Source organism: Sediminicola sp. 1XM1-17, from assembly GCF_037203765.1.
Lineage (GTDB): Bacteria > Bacteroidota > Bacteroidia > Flavobacteriales > Flavobacteriaceae > Sediminicola.
On record NZ_JBBCAS010000006.1, the window covers coordinates 1 to 17,906 of the forward strand.

Consider the following 17,906-nt stretch of genomic DNA (forward strand, 5'->3'; position numbering starts at 1 on the left):
CGAATGAAAAGTAGGGAGTATTGCATAAATTTGACAAAATATCCAGAGATAAGTCAAAAACTTATCGAAAAGTATTCCTAAATTTGCAGCTCCAAAAACAGCCTCATAGTTCAACGGATAGAATAAGAGTTTCCTAAACTTTAGATCCAAGTTCGATTCTTGGTGAGGCTACAAAAAACGAAGAGGTCCTTAAAAATCATTAGATTTTAAGGGCCTTTGCTTTTTGGAATATCGTATTTTTAAAGAAGCATGTAACTTAAGCCCAAAGCATATGGCCGAATTATCAAGACTCTACAAGGCTTATGAGCTTTTTGACAAAGCGAACGGACAAGATCCAAATAAAGAAGTTTTCCAGGGAAATTTATATCCTAAAGAAGTGCTCTATGCCCATAGAATGACACAAAAGCTTCTTGAATTTGAGCCGGGTGCTTCGGAGGCCTTGAGGCTCGCGGCCCGTTGCCAACATATCTGTAGATGGGAAATACCAAGGGAAACCTACAGCATGGACAGGGTAGGATATTTGAAGTGGCGGCAAGATCTTAAAAAATTCCATGCCGATAAAGCCAGTAGCATTTTGAAAGCTGTTGGATATGATCAGGCAACTATAGAAAAAGTGGTCTTTCTTCTAGAGAAAAAACAACTAAAAAAAAATGAAGATACCCAGACCCTGGAGGACGTTATCTGTTTGGTGTTCCTAGAGTATTATTTCGAGCCATTTGTGGTAAAACATTCAGAAGAAAAACTAATAGATATTCTTCAAAAAACATGGCGTAAAATGTCCGGGAAAGGGCATGAGGCAGCATTGAAAATTGGTTTTTCTGAATCTTCCTTGAAATTGGTCCAAAAGGCTCTTAATAGTTAATTACATTATCTTTGTTTGAGCGTCATAATTGACCATGCTGATGGGCTTTATATATCGTGCCATTTGGCGGGCGTATGTATTGCCTTAATTTCAAGACAACCAAAGAAATGCCATATGGAGCGAAATGAGTTATACCCTGTATTTTTAAAAGTATCACAATTGAATGTGCTCATTGTGGGAGGGGGAAATGTAGGATTGGAGAAACTGACTTTTTTGTTGAAATCAAGTCCTAATGCACAGGTGGAAATGGTCTCAATTGCGTTTTTGGAGGATACTCTGGCCTTGGCAAAAAAACACCATGTCAAGATCACCTATGATGCCTACCATGAAAAATATTTGGAAGGCAGACATATGGTAGTGGCTACCACGGATAAAGTGGAGGTCAATGAACAGGTGTACCATGATTGTAGGGCGCGAACCATTCTAGTGAATGTTGCCGATAATCCGCCCTTCTGTGATTTTTATATGGGTGGTATCGTAACCAAAGGAAACGTTAAAGTGGCAATATCCACCAATGGAAAATCCCCTACAACGGCCAAAAGATTGCGTCAATTCTTTGAAGATGTTATCCCTGAAAATATAGACGATCTGGTTCAGAACCTGAATGAATATCGTAAGACCATCAAAGGGGATTTTGAGGAAAAAGTAGAAACCTTAAATGAATTTACCAAAGGGCTTGTAAGTAAAAAGGGCGATAACGAGCCCATTAAACATGAAACGATATGGTCTCGGTTGAAGAAGCGCTTCAGATAATTGCCAAAAACACGCCTATGCTGCAAAGTGTTACCCTTCCCTTGACTCAAACAAAGGGGATGGTCATGGAACAAGATGTTCATTCGCCTATAGATCTACCTCCTTTTGACCAATCGGCGATGGATGGTTATGCGATCAACATCCATCCCGAAAACAAATATGCCATCGTGGGAGAAATCGCAGCGGGGGACGGAAAGGAGGTTCTGCTAAAAGCTGGTGAAGCTGTACGAATCTTTACAGGGGCTATGGTTCCCAAGACGGCCACTGCAGTTGTTATGCAAGAAAAAGTGACAAGGCTTGGAGATAGTATAACGCTTATGGAGGAGGCTGTTGCAGGAGGCAATATAAGGCCATGTGGGGAGCAATTGACCAAAGGTTCAATGGCATTGCCAAAAGGAAGCAGGTTAGGTCCTTCCGCTATTGGTTTTTTGGCCGGAATGGGGATAAGGGAGGTTAATGTTTTTAATAAGCCTAGAGTTGGGATCGTAATTACCGGTAACGAATTGATTGAAGGCGGAACGGAATTGGGATCTGGTCAAATTTATGAGGGCAATTCCAAAATGCTTTTGGCAGCCGTAGAAGAAGTGGGTCTTGGTACTTGTACCATATACCAGGTTGCAGATAATTTTATGGCTACCTGTGAGATTCTTACCAAGGCATTTTTGGAAAATGATGTGGTTCTTGTGAACGGAGGGATCTCTGTGGGCGATCATGATTATGTATACAAGGCTCTCAAGGTATTGGACGTGGAACATTTGTTCTATAAAGTGCGGCAAAAACCTGGGAAACCGCTATTTTTTGGTAAACGGGGAAATAAGGTTGTCTTTGCCCTACCGGGTAATCCGGCATCTGCACTAACCTGTTTCTATCTTTATGTGTATCCTGCCCTTCAAAAAATTATGGGTCAATCGGGAAAAGGATTGGAGCGAAGAAAGCTGCCTATTGCCAAAAGTATTGAGAATACGCTGGGCCGGGCCTTGATTCTAAAAGCCACAGTGCTTAACAATGGGGAAGTGGAAGTTTTGGACGGACAGAGTTCAGCCATGTTATATTCATATTCTTTGGCCAATGCCCTGGTATTTATTCCAGAAATGGTGGCTGTAATTTCCAAGGGGGATACGGTGGAGGTTTTGATGCTTCCCAAATAAATCCACATTGCGGTTAAATTGTGTATTCTAGTTATCTTTAAGAACTTTTAGAATCAATAGAGCGAATGTCATGGAAGTTAAAAAAGTGAAAAATGTATTTGTAAAAGGAGCAATTTCGCCACATTTTATTGGTGAATCTATTGCCAAGCACCAAACTAAAACCAGTATCGGCGCCCATGATATTTTTTTGGGTCAGGTACGGGCCGATGTTATTGACGGAAAAACAGTGGCTGCCATAGAATATTCAGCCTATGAAGAAATGGCCAACAAGAAATTCCACGAGATACGGGAAGCTGCTTTTGAAAGGTTCAACCTTAACTGCATGCACATTTATCACAGTTTAGGGACTGTAAAGGCGGGTGAATTATGTCTTTTTGTATTTGTTTCCTCTCCCCACAGAAAGGAAGTTTTTGAAGCATTGCAACATATAGTGGAAGAAATAAAAGTACAGGTGCCTATTTTTGGGAAAGAACTTTTTGAAGATGAGAGTTACCAATGGAAAGTGAATAGTTAGATATGGTAGACATTACACACAAAAACCTTACTCTCCGAATAGCCACCGCCCAAGCGGTAGTCAAGGTGAGTTCGGAAGATACTATAAAGGCGATAAAAGAAAACAGAGTTCCTAAAGGCGATGTGTTCTCCGCTAGTAAGGCAGCAGGTCTTCTGGGAGTCAAAAAAACAGCGGACCTTTTGCCTGATTGTCATCCCATGCCCATCGAGTATACTGGGATCGACTATGAGATCAACGGCCTGGAAATTACGGTTTTGGTCACCGTGAAAACCATTTACAAAACAGGGGTGGAAGTCGAGGCCATGCACGGGGCCAGTATTGTAGCATTAAATATGTACGACATGCTAAAACCCATAGACAAGGGGGTAGAAATCCACCATATCAAATTACTTGAGAAAAAAGGAGGGAAGTCGGACTACAAGGACAATTTCAAAGAAGCATTGACCTTTGCAGTGGTGGTATGCTCGGATACCATAGCAAATGGGGAGAAGGAGGATAAGGCAGGGAAGGCCATTATTGAAAAACTACAAGCCCTGAACTATGCTGTTTCCAGTTATATGATCATTGCTGATGAAAAAGAGGAGATTCAGGAGAAGGCACGGGAATTTGTAGATGAGGGGGTGGATGTCATCATTTATTGTGGCGGTACCGGACTTTCAGAAAGGGATGTGACCCCAGAAGCCTTGGTTCCTTTACTGGACAGACGTATTCCGGGAATTGAGGAGGCTATCAGAAGTTATGGGCAGGACAGGATGCCCTACGCTATGTTGTCACGAAGCGTAGCTGGAACCATAGGAAGTACTTTAGTGCTTGCATTGCCAGGTTCTACCAATGGTGCCAAGGAATCCATGGATGCCATTTTTCCACATGTGCTGCACAGCTTTAGGGTACTAAAGGGCTGGAGGCACTAGACCCTAATTACGGGAAGACCATATTTCATGCAATGGATCTCCCTTGCTGCTTTTTCCCATATGGTACCAGTTTCCATTTTTTAAATTGTAGTTGAAATCCAATGATGCGCCAACACGGGAATTGTCCCTGGAAAAAAACTCGATATTCTCAATGTACTTGCCATCTGTGGAAGTGAAGGATCCGCCTCCCGTACCAAAGAATTCCATGGTTTCGGTATTAAAGGCAATCCACTGGAAATATCCGTTATGAAGGAATTTCATGGTCTTTCGGGGTCTTGTGGTGTCCCTTCTGTTTTCCCCTTCTTCCGTCACTCTTCCGGCCATAAGCCATTTACCATCGAGGTCTTGAGAGGTCAGCGGGCCTGTATTCATTTGATTCTTATTGCCTTCCAATTCAAGGAAAAGTTGGTTTCCCTTCAAGGTATAGGGAATGGAAATGGTAGTGATGCTGTCCATTGAAAAATTGGAGTTGAATTCCAAGTTTACAATGATGTGATCGTTTTTTAATTCGTAATAGCCGCCAACTGTTTTTTTGAAGTCGGCAGGTGACTTCGAGTACACGGTATGCACTAGGTAATTTTGGTCCACCAAAAGCAAATGGGAATTGGAATTACCTTCAAAATTGGACTCAAAGGTATAGGCATATGAAGGTAATTGCGCATGGGCAACCGAAACTGAACATAGCAGGACCAAAAACATGGGGTTTTTTATGAACTTTTCGAAAAGATTAGAGCAGATATACGTTTTCATACTTTTGTTTTAATTATTGAAAATCAAAATTTTATATAGAATTTACGACTTATAAATTATCTTTATGTAGTGTATTTTCAAAATTGAGGTAATTTTTTTTTATTCCCTTGTTTTTTCATTTTTTTTGTTTTCATTTGTCACAGCATTTTGCTGTATATTATGAGACGTTTTTATGTATTCGGACCGTTGGAAAAAAGGAATAACAATCCTGTGAATACTTATCATTTGGGCAGCCGAATTTTAAGTAAGGCTTCCGCAATTCCGTCGGTAGTTTTTGGTTGCTCCAACGGCCTCTATTCCATTAAGTTTTGATGGAAAACCTCCATTTGGAACTAAAATTAAAAAATAAGAATCTATCTTTTTTACCATAACACTTCATTTTTTTTTAAGTTTATAAAAAAACTATTTTAATGAACATTAAATACATTGATCTTATCCACCAAAGTTATTATTTCCCACAAGAGGAATTTAACCTAGATGGAGAGACACTTCAATTTCATGGAATTCCCTTATTGGAGCTGGTTGAGAAATACGGAAGCCCGTTAAAATTCACGTACCTTCCCAAAATTTCGGACAACATCAATAAGGCGAACAAATGGTTTGAAGCTGCTATAAAAAAGAACGATTATAAAGGTAACTACCATTATTGTTACTGCACCAAGAGTTCGCATTTTGAACCCGTTTTGAACGAGGCACTGAAGAATGATATCCATATTGAGACTTCTTCTGCCTTTGATATCAATATCGTTGAGAAATTAAAGAAGACGGGAAAAATCAAGGATGATACCTATGTAATCTGCAATGGTTTCAAAAGGGAACAATATATTACCAATATAGGTAGATTGATCAATGAGGGGCACCAGAACTGTATTCCCATTATTGACAACTATGAGGAAATAGAACTGTTGTCCGATGAAATTAAGGGAGATTTTAAGGTGGGTATCCGAATTGCTTCTGAAGAAGAGCCAAAGTTCGAGTTCTATACATCGCGACTTGGAATAGGATATAAGAATATAGTTCCTTTTTATGAGGACCAGATCAAGAACAATGACAAGGTAGAGCTGAAAATGCTTCATTTCTTTATCAATACCGGTATTCGTGACAATGCGTATTACTGGAACGAACTTGTCAAATGTTTGAAGGTCTACGTGCGACTGAAAAAAATCTGTCCCTCTTTGGACAGCTTGAATATTGGTGGTGGCTTCCCAATTAAGAACTCATTGGCTTTTGATTATGATTATGAATACATGATCGACGAGATCGTTAACCAGATCAACATTACTTGTCAGGAGGCTGAGGTTCCCGTACCGCATATTTTTACAGAATTTGGAAGTTTTACTGTTGGAGAAAGTGGTGGAGCCATTTATGAGGTATTGTACCAGAAGCAACAGAACGATCGTGAGAAATGGAACATGATCGATTCTTCATTTATCACCACATTGCCGGATACTTGGGCCATAAGTAAGCGTTTTATCATGTTGCCCATTAACCGATGGGAGGACGAATACGAGCGTGTGCTATTGGGCGGGCTAACCTGTGATAGTGATGATTATTACAATAGCGAACAGAACATGAACGCTATTTACCTGCCCAAATACAGAAGGGAAAAGCCCTTGTACATTGGCTTTTTCAATACTGGGGCCTATCAAGAGAGTATTGGCGGATACGGAGGCTTACAGCACTGTTTGATACCACACCCAAAACATGTATTAATAGACAGGGACGAAAAAGGTAACCTTGTCACAACTTTATTTAGTGAACAACAAAAAGCAGAGGACTTGCTTAAAATTTTAGGTTATGAGCACAACTAACAATTATGCTGGCATTCCAGATGAGTTTGCACAATTGGAAAAGGCAAAGGTAGTATTGATACCTGTGCCTTATGATGGAACAAGTACATGGGGCAAAGGAGCCGATAAGGGACCGGAAGCTTTTTTGGACGCATCCGAAAATATGGAACTGTACGACATAGAAACAGGAACCGAAGTCTATCAACAAGGAATTTATCTGGCCCCAACCATTACGGAGAATAGTTCTGCCGAGGCCGTGGTGAATGCAGTTCATAAAACAACCAAAGAGTATATAAAACGCAATAAGTTCGTAACACTTTTTGGAGGAGAGCATTCCATCTCCATAGGATCCATTCGTGCATTTAATGAATGTTTTGACAACCTTACCGTTTTGCAGATAGATGCACATGCCGATCTTAGGGAGTCTTACGGTGGCACCAAATACAATCACGCCTGTGCGGTACACGAAGCAAGTCAGACGACCAACCTTTTGCAAGTGGGGATACGCAGTATGGATATCATAGAAAAGACATTTATGGATGAAGAAAAGACCTTCTTCGCCCATGATATAGTGAACGATGAATATTGGATGGACAAGGTAATCGCGCAAATGACCGAGAACGTATTCATTACCTTCGATCTGGATGCCCTTGACCCTTCCATTATGCCCTCTACAGGTACCCCAGAGCCGGGAGGATTGTTTTGGTATGAGACCCTGGAGTTTTTAAAACAGGTTTTTGCCGAGAAAAATGTAGTAGGTTTTGATATCATGGAGCTTTGTCCAAATAAGGTGGATAAATCTTCTGATTTTGTGGCGGCAAAACTGTATTACAAAATGTTGAGCTATAAATTTTTGGAGGAAGCCATTGAGGATGTTTATGACAATACCTACGATGTGGATGCCAAAGCAGGAAATACTAATAATTCAAGATTCGAAGATGACGAAGACTAAGGGAGCGATCTCCAATTTTATCGAAAAATATTATTTACACTTTAACTCCGCCGCATTGGTAGATGCAGCCAAGGGGTATGAGGACCAATTGAACAATGGTGCCAAAATGTTGGTGTCATTGGCAGGGGCCATGAGTACCGCAGAACTTGGTAAGATCTTTGCCGAGATGATCCGTCAGGATAAGGTACAGATCATTTCTTGTACCGGGGCCAATCTGGAAGAGGATATCATGAACCTAGTGGCGCATTCCCACTACAAAAGGATTCCCAATTACCGCGACTTAACACCTCAGGAAGAATGGGATTTATTGGAAAAAGGCTTGAACAGGGTTACGGATACCTGTATCCCGGAGCACGAGGCTTTTAGACGTTTGCAAGAACATATTTATAAGATCTGGAAAGAAGCAGATGACGCCGGTGAGCGTTACCTGCCACATGAATTCATGTACAAGATGTTGCTTTCTGGAGTTTTGGAGGAGTATTATGAAATTGATTTGAAAGACTCATGGATGTATGCTGCCGCAGAGAAAAACCTTCCGATTGTTTGTCCAGGTTGGGAAGATAGTACCATGGGGAATATCTTTGCCTCTTATGTCCTGAAAGGAGATCTTAAATCTACGACCATGAAATCGGGGATTGAGTATATGACCTTCTTGGCAGATTGGTATACCGAAAATTCCAAAAACGGAATCGGATTTTTCCAAATTGGTGGTGGTATCGCAGGTGATTTCCCTATTTGTGTGGTGCCTATGCTATATCAGGATATGGAACGTACAGATACCCCATTTTGGAGTTACTTCTGTCAGATCAGTGATTCTACCACGAGTTACGGATCTTATTCAGGAGCAGTTCCCAATGAAAAGATCACTTGGGGGAAACTGGATATCAATACCCCTAAGTATATAATAGAGAGTGATGCAACCATTGTTGCCCCGTTAATTTTTGCTTACCTATTAGACATGTAATTATGGACAATTTGAAGAGAGTAATCGTAGATTTTAAAAAGCTTACCCCCGAAGTTTTGAAGTTGTTGGTTGACAAATATCCTGATGGATATGACGATCAGAATATCATCTCCTTTAAAAACGCCCAGGGCGAACGTATAGAGGCAGTTGAGGTTACCACGGAGGACACCAAGTATTTGGTGAAGATCAGTGCCAAACTGGAGAAGACCATGGCCAATTATGACGAAGATGATTATGAGGATTTCGACGACAACGATCCAGATGCTATCCCGGATATCGAAATAGCGGAAGAGGATGAAGATAACGATGACGATTAGACAATATGTTTGAAGTTGTTGCCTTTCAAATAGCAGCTTCCATTAATATCAGGCAGTGTAGAAATCTCCTGCCTTTGGAAACCCTATTCTCTGACAGTGCTGAACTATTCTTTAAAAATGGGGACAACCGGTTTGTCCACATTGTACAATATGGACTAGTGTCCTTTTTCAATCATACAGAAAAAGAAATTCAGGCCATATTAAAGCAATTGAGCTCATTGTCAAAGGATAGGGTTCCTTATCAATTATCTGAAAAAATTCAGGTAGAAGTAATTCCGGGCCAACAGAAAGTAACCTTTAACAAGGTTGTTCTGCCCAATTTTGATTCCGAATCCATCCGCCTGGTCATGATGAACACCTCCCAGTCCGTAGCCCTGGATCGGTATCTGGAGATCACCGAACAGTTGTTGGAGGAGACCAATGTGCATACCAAACTTTTGGAGAAGAAGGGCAAACTGGATATCTCTGGCAATAATCTCAAAAGGTTTATCGGAAAGGTACTCAACATCAAAAATGAAATTTCAGAAAATCTGTACATTTTTGATTCGCCGGACAGCACTTGGGAAAATGAAGACCTCAACCGGTTGGATATGGAACTCAAGCAGACCTTTGACCTCAAGGATAGGTACCGATACATCTCAGAGCGAATTGGCATCATTAAAGAGGATCTGGAGCTTTTCAAGGACATCATGGAACATAGGGAAAGTAGCAGGTTGGAATGGATCATTATTATCTTGATCCTGGTTGAAGTGCTCGATCTGTTTGTATTCAGAATTTTCGGATTGGCATAGGGCATGGTTGTATTCTCCTTATCCGAGACACTGTAAAGTACTTTGGAAAAATTACGATTGACTTGTAATTGGTATCGTTTAGAATTTGTAAATTAGAATGGATTTCAATTAAACTTCTAATTCATGGAACATGCACCTTTTCACATGTCGCTACCTTGTTATAGTATAACAAAGACCAAAGCTTTTTATGTAGACGTTATTGGCGCGAAGCTCGGTAGAAATTCTTCCCGTTGGATAGATATCAACTTATTCGGCAACCAGATCACATTTACAAAATCAGGTGAATTCAACTTTGTTTTTAGGGCCTATAAATTTGGGGATACTGTATTGCCATCCTTTCATTTTGGGGTCATCGTGGATCAAGAAACCTGGGATAACATGTATAAAAAGCTCAATAATTCCCAGTATGAACTGACCACAGAGGTTACTTTCTTAAAGGACAAAACCGGAGAGCACCGGTCGTTTTTTATTCAGGATCCCAATGGACATTCTTTGGAGTTCAAGACTTTTGCCAAGCCGAATGAAATGTTTGCCGAGTAACAATTTTTACCTTACTATTGCCCTTCCTTAAAAAACGGGGTCAACAATTATTATACTATGGAAGTGAAAGATTTGTCTATTATTGGAAGTGAGGAATGGTGTACGTTCAAAGAAATGGGTATTCCGGCCATTAAGGCAAGAGTAGACTCAGGAGCAAAGACCTCTTCCATCCAAGCGACAAACACCAAGGTCTTTACCAAAGGCGTACAGGAATGGGTGAAATTTGAGGTGAATCCGTTGCAGGACAACCGCAGTTTCAATATGCTCTGTGAAGCGCGACTCGTAGATAGAAGAACGGTAAAGAGCTCTTCTGGGATTGCCGAAGAGCGCTTGGTGATCAAAACCCCTGTGACCTTGGGATCAGACACATTTGATATAGAGCTTACCTTGGCAAATAGGGACACCATGGAGTTCCGTATGTTATTGGGTCGTGAGGCCCTTAACGATAGATATCTGGTAAACCCCGTAGAAAGCTACTGTAAGGGAGATATTACCGATGAGGAGATCACGGTAAAATATGCGCCTTATGTGAAGGAGAAATCCGGACTTAGAATTGCTCTTTTGGCGAGTAATCCCAATCTGTACAGTAACAAAAGAATTATGGAGGCCGCTGAGGCAAGGGGACATGAGATTGTTTTCTTGAATGTGGAGCACTCCTATATGAAATTGGATGCCAATTCCCCGGAGATCAGATATCGGGGAGGTAATATCCTAAAAGCCTATGATGCCATTATTCCGAGGATAAAACCAGCGGTTACCTTTTATGGTTGTGCCTTGATTCGTCAGTTCGATACCTTGGGTGTCTACTGCCAAAATTCAGCAGAGGCCATTACCCAATCCCGGGATAAATTGTTCGCATCCCAATTGTTTTCCAGGAACGATATCCACATCCCCATAACCGGATTTGCAAAATCACCCATGGATACCAAAGATTTGATCCGCATGGTCAATGGGGCGCCCCTGATCATAAAACTTTTGGAGAGCACCCAAGGAAAAGGGGTAGTATTGGCAGAAACCAACAAGGCTGCCGAAAGTGTGATCAACGCCTTTAAAAGTGTTCAGACCAATATCTTGGTGCAAGAATTTATCAAGGAAGCCAATGGACAGGATATCCGTTGTTTCGTAGTTGATGGTAAAGTGGTTGCCTCTATTCAAAGACAGGCAGAAAAAGGTGAGTTTAGGGCAAATATCCACCAAGGTGGGAAGGCCTCTGTCATCAAAATTACCCCTGAAGAGAAAAAATTGGCACTTAAAGCTGCAAAAGTACTCAACCTTGCCGTGGCAGGGGTAGATATTATTAGATCCAACAAAGGACCATTGCTATTGGAGGTAAACTCCTCTCCAGGCCTTGAAGGTATTGAAAATGCCACAGGAAAGGACATTGCCAATACCATGATCATGGCCATTGAAAAAAAGTTGAAGTTTAGAAATTGATTATTTGGAAAGGTTCTCCAGCATTTCCTGTGTGGTCCTTTCCAAATCAAACTCAGCCTTCCATCCCCAGTCTTTTTGGGCCACGGAATCATCAATACTACTGGGCCAGGAATCCGCAATCTGCTGTCTTGAATCCGGGGCATAGGACATCTCAAACTCTGGAATATGCTGTTTGATGTTTGCCGCCATTTCTGAGGGGGTAAAACTCATGGCCGCAAGATTGTAGGAAGAACGTACCTTTATTTTTTCAGGATCACTTTCCATAATGGTAATGGTTGCCCTAATGGCATCGTCCATAAACATCATCGGAAGTTTGCTGTCCGCTTTAAGGAAGCAGCTATACTTTTTGTCTGATAGGGCCTTGTGGTATATCTCTACGGCATAATCCGTAGTTCCTCCACCAGGCAATGTTTTATAACTTATTAGACCCGGATAACGTACGCTGCGCACATCTACGCCATACTTCTTGAAATAATATTCGCACCATCTCTCACCTGTTTGCTTGCTGATCCCATAAACCGTGCTCGGTTCCATGATCGTATTCTGTTCTGTTTGTTCTTTGGGAGTATTGGGTCCAAAGACGGCAATACTGGAGGGCCAGAAAACCTTGCTGATTTTTTGGTCCTTGGCTAGATTCAAAACGTTGAAAAGGGAATTCATGTTTAAGTTCCAGGCACGCATGGGGAATTTTTCTGCAGTGGCGCTCAACATGGCCGCCATCAGGTAGACCTCGTCAATTTCATAATGCATCACCACGTCTTCCAAGGCCCCATAATTGGTGGCGTCCAATAATTCAAAAGGGCCAGAGGCCATTAGATCTTGGTCTCCTTCCCTGATGTCACTGGCAATAACTTGGTTGTTGCCATATTTTTCACGTAAGGTGTAAGTGAGTTCTGTTCCTATTTGTCCGCATGCTCCTAAAATGAGTATGGATTTTGGCATAAAATTGTAGTTAAATGAATATGTCTTCAAAGATAGCTTTTATTAAAATTTGTACATTAGCCTCATGGGAAAAATATTGTTTTTTGGTGCCATGGCCCTGTTCTTGTTTTCATGTAAAGAGGGTAATACTGGAGCGGATAAGGTGGAAACACAGGAGGTAGTGTTCAACCTAAAAAGCCTTCCTAAAAAAGCAACAATCAATCCGGAGGCCAAGGTTGTGCTCAAGGATTGGGTGGAGTTCAACGCGTTGGAAAGTAGTTTTGACGCGCTTTATAAAGTTCAGGATAAAGAAGGTCTTACCTTGGTCGTTGAGGATTTGATAGAGAAACAAAAATTGTTGGAGACATCTTCATTCCCGGAAGAATTTGATGTCCCCCAAATAAAGAGTAGGCTCAAGGTGATCAAGACAACGATCTTAAAGACCAAATTTAGTCTGGAGTACGGCGTAGATACCAAGGAGCCGGCCACAGCCCTGGCAAAGGCATATAACGCATTTAGAAACCAGTTCACAGTGATTGTCAACAGTCGGTTGGACACAACATTGATTTTGAATGAATAAGATTGTACCTATTGTTTTAGTATTCTTCTTTTGCATCACATTGCAGGGACAACACGAGACAGAGAGGAATTCAGTTGCGACCCTTTTGGATTCTTGGCACCAGGCTGCCTCGGATGCCGATTTTGAATCTTATTTTTCAAAGATGACCCATGATGGAGTGTTTATAGGCACGGATGCCATGGAAAACTGGCAGAATGATGAATTCAAGGAGTTCTCCAAACCGTATTTTGATAAGGGCAAGGCGTGGAGCTTTACCGCCGTTCAGCGAAATATATATTTTAATGAGGCCATGGATATGGCTTGGTTTGATGAACTTTTGGATACCCAAATGAAGCTGTGTAGGGGATCGGGTGTTCTAATTAAAACCGATGGTGGGTGGAAGATTGCCCATTATGTGCTCTCCATAGCTGTTCCGAATGAAAATGTGGATGACGTAGTGTCCCTTAAAAAGGAAAAGGACAGTATTATTACCCAAAAATTAAAGTCGAACTAACAGTACAATAAGCACAAAAAAAGGGAGCCATTCAGCTCCCTTGATTATTGACATTAAACAATTTAATTATTGTTTTTTTGCTTTCGATTTGTCTTTGGTCGCTGCGGGTGTTTCTTTGGCGGCTTCCGGTTGTTCCTTTCTGGATTCCAAAGCTTGTTTGCTTAGGCTGGCCAGATTAAAGTTGGGTTCCAAGGCTAGGGCCTCATTGATGTGCGCCAGGGCACCATCAATATTGGTCTTGTCCACATTGTAGGCGATAAGGCCTTTTAAATGAAGAAAAGCGGCCTTTAATGGAACTTCGTAAGGTTGTTGCCTTTCGTAAAAAGCATATTTCATTTCATCCGTTGCATTGGCAATACCATATGCTATATTGGAAGATGCACCTGCACTATCACCAGTCTGTATTTTTAGATCCGCAAGCTCGTAGGCCAAAAAGGCATTGGGTGATCTTTTGAACAAAAGTTCAAATTGTTCCAAAGCACGTTTTGGCTGGTTCAAAGCCTTAAGGGATATGGCCTTCACTTGTAGGGCAAGATCAGAATCTGCTTCATTTCTATCGATACCGATAGTGTTTAGTGCCTGCATATGCTGATTGTCATTGGCATAAACATAGGCTAAGGTGTCCCTGCGATCCGTTGAGGGCGATATTACATTAAGGTGGGTCAGGGCATTGATAACACCATTGACATCACCCTGTAATTTCATTTCGTTGTAAAAAGCCTCGTAATGTTTCTGAAGCTCACTTTTTGTCTGTGCACTGGCCATTAAACCAGAGGCAAAGACTAGTACAAAAATTATTCTTTTCATTTTCCTAGATATTAAGTGGGCCAAAACTATTAAATTATTTCTTGTAATCTGTTAAGTAATTCTTTAAAGGTTTGTGGCACAGTAAAAAAGTAGTCATTCTGCCATAATGTTGGGTCAACTGACAATTGATTTTTTGAATGTAAACTTTTTGCGCTCCATTAGATTATAGGGAATGACCTTTTTTCCCTGACTGGACCTTGAATCTGTATATTGGGGGGCTTCAAGGCCCCTTTTGTCTGCTTCGTTGGCGTAGTAGTCTTTTTTTGGGGGATGCAAGGGATAAACTCCATTAAAGATTTCTCCCCAATATCCCTTTTCCAGTACTGTTGCAATAATGCGGATGCAGTCGTCCAGATGGATAAGATTAATGGGGTGGTTTCCGTTTGAGAGGCCTTTTTTGCCGGCTAGGAAGGTAATCGGGTGTCGGTTGGGGCCTATGAGCCCACCAAATCGGATTATGGTGGTCTCCAGATCAGGATCGTTCAAAAGTGTTTCTTCCGTTGCCAATAATTGTTTCCCAGAATCCGTTTCCGGATGCGGTACGCTGGTCTCTTTTACATCACCATCCAAATCTCCGTATACAGATGTACTACTGATAAATATTATGTTGGCAACGCTACTGTTTCTGATCGCTTCGTGCAAGTGCCCTATTTTTTGTTCATAGTTTTCCTTGTTCACACCTCTTAAATTGGGAGGGACGTTAATGATGATGACCTTTGCGTTTTCCAAGAAGGATGTAATGGGTCCCGCTATTCCATTTTCTGTGAGTGAGATTTGAAAAGGTACAATACCCAAATCTCGTAATGCGCCTACCTTGTCATGGGAGGTGGTGCTTCCGTGAACTGTAAAACCTTGCTGCAAGAGATCTTGGGCCAGGGGCGTACCCAGCCATCCGCATCCCATGATTGCTACAGTACTATTCAATTCGTATTGTTTTTGTGGTTAATATGGCATCGTTTAGTATGAAAGGCATGGGGATGCTTGTCTCCGGCCTTTGTGGGACACTGAACATAGGATGGGTCAAAAGGTCATTGGAAGCCTCATATACTTGGAGTTCCAAAATTTGATCCTTGGGATAAACAAGTTCCAAAACCGTGGCATCATTGTCGCTGATGTAATGGGTGAGCAACTTACTTCTTCTCCTATCTTGGAGGTAAAACTTGGATAGCTCAATATTATTGACCGTTGCTTTGGTCAGGGGAATATCATTGGTAAAAACTTCCAACCGGTTCACCGAACGTTGAGGGGTAATGGTCAGTTGCACAATTCGATGATCGGCCATGATGGTATCCTTGGTCTTGTCCACCTTTGGCGGCGCTATGTTTTTCATTGGGGCAGGGGTGCTATAGGTGAAACCTGTACTGTATTTACTGCTGATCACCTGGTATGTTTTTACGTTGGGCGAAGCATCCTCTAGGTATTGTTTGTTCCAGTCGATAAGTACGTGATCGTAGGACACCCATTGCGCACTTTGGGTATCCGTATTGAGGATATACAATAGGCTACTGGGCTTGGCATGATCCTTGGAAAAGCCCGAATTGAAATGTGCCAAGACCATGAATATGGCAAACAACAGCTGGAATAGGAAGGCCAATTTGCCTTTCGACTTATAAAACCCAAAAATGGGCAATAATAGAAAGAAGGTCAGGCTGGTCAGCACCGTTGAGGTTATCATCATTTTGAGACCTAGTCCCACTGGAAACATTTTAATGAAGGGGGCATAGATCCAAAGGGCCGGTAAGGCCAAAAATACCATAAGATAGGGGTTGGGTGCCTTTTGATTTATGAGGATGGGCAAAGAGGCCAAAAGGGCAACAAGGGGAACAATAAAAAAACCGGCCCCGGGTAAAAAGTTGGCCACGGCCCCGCAAATGATAAGCCATAAAACAATAGGGGCCACCAGTAGGTTGGGCACCGTTATATTTTGGAATTTATGATATGCCCAAAAACAAATAGCAATGCTCAAAACCACAAAACCAGCAATGTAGTAATAGCCATTGTAGGTAAATCCATGGAGCATATCTTGGTATTGGGGATATAGCCATTTTAAGAACCTCCAGCTGAAGAACCCAACAATTGCATTGATCAACAATGAAATACCCATGGGTAAAAATCCCTTGGAGATTTCCTTGAGGTGTAGTTGTTGTTTTTTGAATCCGTAGACCAGAATACAAACAAAGAAAAGGAAGGCAAGACCAAACATGGGCCAGATCCATTCAAAGGGATACGAGACAAGTTTAAAGAAGGGGACATTGAAATAGACGTTGTCATTCAAACTTTTTAGATTTCCCAGATCAGCATTGCTAAAATGGTTTAAAAGAGGCATAAGGTAACTGCCCTGATGTGCCAAAGTTTTTCTGTCCAAACGGTCATAATTGTCCCGTGCCGTATGGTAATCATAGTGGTCATCTATAAAGGCAAAATTTAAGCCTTCAATATCACGATCTTCCCTGAAAACCGTTAAATCGGTATCATTGGGAAGCATTTTGTAAATACTATAGACCAGGGAATTGGCGACAGGGAATTCGGGTCCTGCCGCGGTGAATTCCTCAATAAGTCTGCTATTGCCCCTATTGGTCTCAATAAGCATATAGCTTGGTCCGCCACTGCCACGGGCCTCAAAGTTCAATACCAGGCCCACATCATTGGCCCAGGGGTGTTGGTTGGCAAAAAGATCTGCCCCGTTCAGCCCCAGTTCCTCGGCATCGGAGATCAGGATTATGATATCGTTCTTTGGTGTCTTGTTTTTGGCCAGAAAAGCCCTTACCCCTTCCAGTATGGTGGCCACACCACTGCCCGCATCGCTGGCCCCTAAGGAAGAATGGGGGTTGCTATCATAATGGGACAATAACATAAGAGACTTTCCTTTTTCTGATCCAGGTATTCTGGCCAGAATATTGGTGGCTTTGCTCAGGTTGGCCCAGTCTCCGGCAGTATATCCCTCTTGGAGGGAGGGTTCCAATCCCATTTTTTGAAGCTCTGAAACAATATAGTCCCTCACTTTTTTATGGGCCGGAAATCCTACGGCATGGGGTTCCACCGAAATTTTTTCAACATGGCCCAAAGCACGATCTGTTGAAAATTTGTCTAGCGGTACTGTATTGTTTTGTTGATAGGAGGGAGTGGCCGAGTCAAAACTCCAGAATATAGCCAGTCCCAATAGAAATAGGGTAATGCCTGTGGTGTATTTTTTCATTAGGTCTTAGTGTTCCCTAAATGTATAAAAATCCATTGGGATATCCATTGATTCCGGTTGGGTCAGGAATTCTGGAATGCCATTATTACCACACATCAAGGTTGAAAATTGAAAAATATTCATCATTTTTAATTTATGGATGCATTTTATCTATTATATGTGTTAAAATATTGTATTGTATTT

Annotated in this window: 19 protein-coding genes and 1 tRNA gene; 15 read left to right on the plus strand and 5 right to left on the minus strand. The window is 41.6% G+C overall.

Annotated features, from left to right (window positions below; all coding sequences use genetic code 11):
* Window positions 1-99 precede the first annotated feature (99 nt).
* The 6 genes from WAA86_RS09920 to moaCB all read left to right on the plus strand — a co-directional run bounded on the left by WAA86_RS09920 (window position 100) and on the right by moaCB (window position 4,188).
* Window positions 100-171, plus strand: a tRNA-Arg gene (locus WAA86_RS09920).
* 100 nt (window positions 172-271) lie between these two features.
* Entirely contained in the window at window positions 272-862 is a 591-nt protein-coding gene (locus WAA86_RS09925; RefSeq protein ID WP_337300848.1) for a DUF4202 domain-containing protein, read from the plus strand.
* Window positions 863-976: 114 nt separating this feature from the next.
* Entirely contained in the window at window positions 977-1,615 is a 639-nt protein-coding gene (locus WAA86_RS09930) for a precorrin-2 dehydrogenase/sirohydrochlorin ferrochelatase family protein (protein ID WP_337300849.1), read from the plus strand.
* Window positions 1,585-2,763, plus strand: coding sequence for a molybdopterin molybdotransferase MoeA (locus WAA86_RS09935; protein WP_337300850.1), 1,179 nt, complete (start codon window positions 1,585-1,587; stop codon window positions 2,761-2,763). The genes WAA86_RS09930 and WAA86_RS09935 overlap by 31 nt, the downstream gene beginning before the upstream one ends.
* 70 nt (window positions 2,764-2,833) lie before the next feature.
* Window positions 2,834-3,277 (plus strand): molybdenum cofactor biosynthesis protein MoaE, encoded by a 444-nt coding sequence (locus WAA86_RS09940; protein ID WP_337300851.1) that lies wholly within the window; start codon window positions 2,834-2,836, stop codon window positions 3,275-3,277.
* Between the two features lie 2 nt (window positions 3,278-3,279).
* Window positions 3,280-4,188, plus strand: a complete 909-nt coding sequence (gene moaCB, locus WAA86_RS09945) for a bifunctional molybdenum cofactor biosynthesis protein MoaC/MoaB (protein ID WP_337300852.1) — start codon at window positions 3,280-3,282, stop codon at window positions 4,186-4,188.
* 3 nt (window positions 4,189-4,191) lie between these two features.
* On the opposite strand, the gene WAA86_RS09950 is transcribed toward moaCB, so the two are convergent.
* On the minus strand, window positions 4,192-4,938 hold the full coding sequence (locus WAA86_RS09950; RefSeq protein WP_337300853.1) for a hypothetical protein: 747 nt from the start codon (window positions 4,936-4,938) through the stop codon (window positions 4,192-4,194).
* A gap of 410 nt (window positions 4,939-5,348) precedes the next feature.
* Between WAA86_RS09950 and WAA86_RS09955 the strand changes: the two genes are divergently transcribed.
* The 7 genes from WAA86_RS09955 to rimK all read left to right on the plus strand — a co-directional run bounded on the left by WAA86_RS09955 (window position 5,349) and on the right by rimK (window position 11,726).
* Window positions 5,349-6,749, plus strand: coding sequence for an arginine decarboxylase (locus WAA86_RS09955; RefSeq protein WP_337300854.1), 1,401 nt, complete (start codon window positions 5,349-5,351; stop codon window positions 6,747-6,749).
* Complete coding sequence (gene speB, locus WAA86_RS09960; RefSeq protein WP_337300855.1) at window positions 6,736-7,680, plus strand: agmatinase; 945 nt, start codon at window positions 6,736-6,738, stop codon at window positions 7,678-7,680. The genes WAA86_RS09955 and speB overlap by 14 nt, the downstream gene beginning before the upstream one ends.
* The gene (locus WAA86_RS09965; protein ID WP_337300856.1) at window positions 7,667-8,644 is read left to right on the plus strand and encodes a deoxyhypusine synthase family protein; all 978 of its coding nucleotides are present in this window, start codon (window positions 7,667-7,669) and stop codon (window positions 8,642-8,644) included. Before speB ends, WAA86_RS09965 begins: the two co-directional genes overlap by 14 nt.
* A gap of 2 nt (window positions 8,645-8,646) precedes the next feature.
* A complete protein-coding gene (locus WAA86_RS09970) occupies window positions 8,647-8,961 on the plus strand; it encodes a hypothetical protein (RefSeq protein ID WP_337300857.1) in 315 nt (104 codons plus the stop codon).
* Between the two features lie 5 nt (window positions 8,962-8,966).
* The gene (locus WAA86_RS09975; protein ID WP_337300858.1) at window positions 8,967-9,752 is read left to right on the plus strand and encodes an RMD1 family protein; all 786 of its coding nucleotides are present in this window, start codon (window positions 8,967-8,969) and stop codon (window positions 9,750-9,752) included.
* A gap of 123 nt (window positions 9,753-9,875) precedes the next feature.
* A complete protein-coding gene (locus WAA86_RS09980; protein ID WP_337300859.1) occupies window positions 9,876-10,292 on the plus strand; it encodes a VOC family protein in 417 nt (138 codons plus the stop codon).
* Between the two features lie 57 nt (window positions 10,293-10,349).
* A complete protein-coding gene (gene rimK / locus WAA86_RS09985; protein ID WP_443217580.1) occupies window positions 10,350-11,726 on the plus strand; it encodes a 30S ribosomal protein S6--L-glutamate ligase in 1,377 nt (458 codons plus the stop codon).
* On the opposite strand, the gene WAA86_RS09990 is transcribed toward rimK, so the two are convergent.
* Entirely contained in the window at window positions 11,727-12,668 is a 942-nt protein-coding gene (locus tag WAA86_RS09990; protein WP_337300860.1) for an NAD-dependent epimerase/dehydratase family protein, read from the minus strand.
* A 64-nt stretch (window positions 12,669-12,732) separates the two neighbouring features.
* Between WAA86_RS09990 and WAA86_RS09995 the strand changes: the two genes are divergently transcribed.
* Window positions 12,733-13,227: a hypothetical protein gene (locus WAA86_RS09995; protein WP_337300861.1), complete on the plus strand. Its 495-nt coding sequence runs from the start codon at window positions 12,733-12,735 to the stop codon at window positions 13,225-13,227.
* The gene (locus tag WAA86_RS10000) at window positions 13,220-13,720 is read left to right on the plus strand and encodes a nuclear transport factor 2 family protein (RefSeq protein ID WP_337300862.1); all 501 of its coding nucleotides are present in this window, start codon (window positions 13,220-13,222) and stop codon (window positions 13,718-13,720) included. The genes WAA86_RS09995 and WAA86_RS10000 overlap by 8 nt, the downstream gene beginning before the upstream one ends.
* A gap of 66 nt (window positions 13,721-13,786) precedes the next feature.
* On the opposite strand, the gene WAA86_RS10005 is transcribed toward WAA86_RS10000, so the two are convergent.
* The 3 genes from WAA86_RS10005 to WAA86_RS10015 form a co-directional block, all read right to left on the minus strand.
* A complete protein-coding gene (locus WAA86_RS10005) occupies window positions 13,787-14,527 on the minus strand; it encodes a hypothetical protein (protein ID WP_337300863.1) in 741 nt (246 codons plus the stop codon).
* Window positions 14,528-14,641: 114 nt separating this feature from the next.
* Window positions 14,642-15,451 (minus strand): SDR family oxidoreductase, encoded by an 810-nt coding sequence (locus WAA86_RS10010; protein WP_337300864.1) that lies wholly within the window; start codon window positions 15,449-15,451, stop codon window positions 14,642-14,644.
* Complete coding sequence (locus WAA86_RS10015) at window positions 15,444-17,723, minus strand: M28 family peptidase (RefSeq protein WP_337300865.1); 2,280 nt, start codon at window positions 17,721-17,723, stop codon at window positions 15,444-15,446. Before WAA86_RS10015 ends, WAA86_RS10010 begins: the two co-directional genes overlap by 8 nt.
* Window positions 17,724-17,906 lie beyond the last annotated feature (183 nt).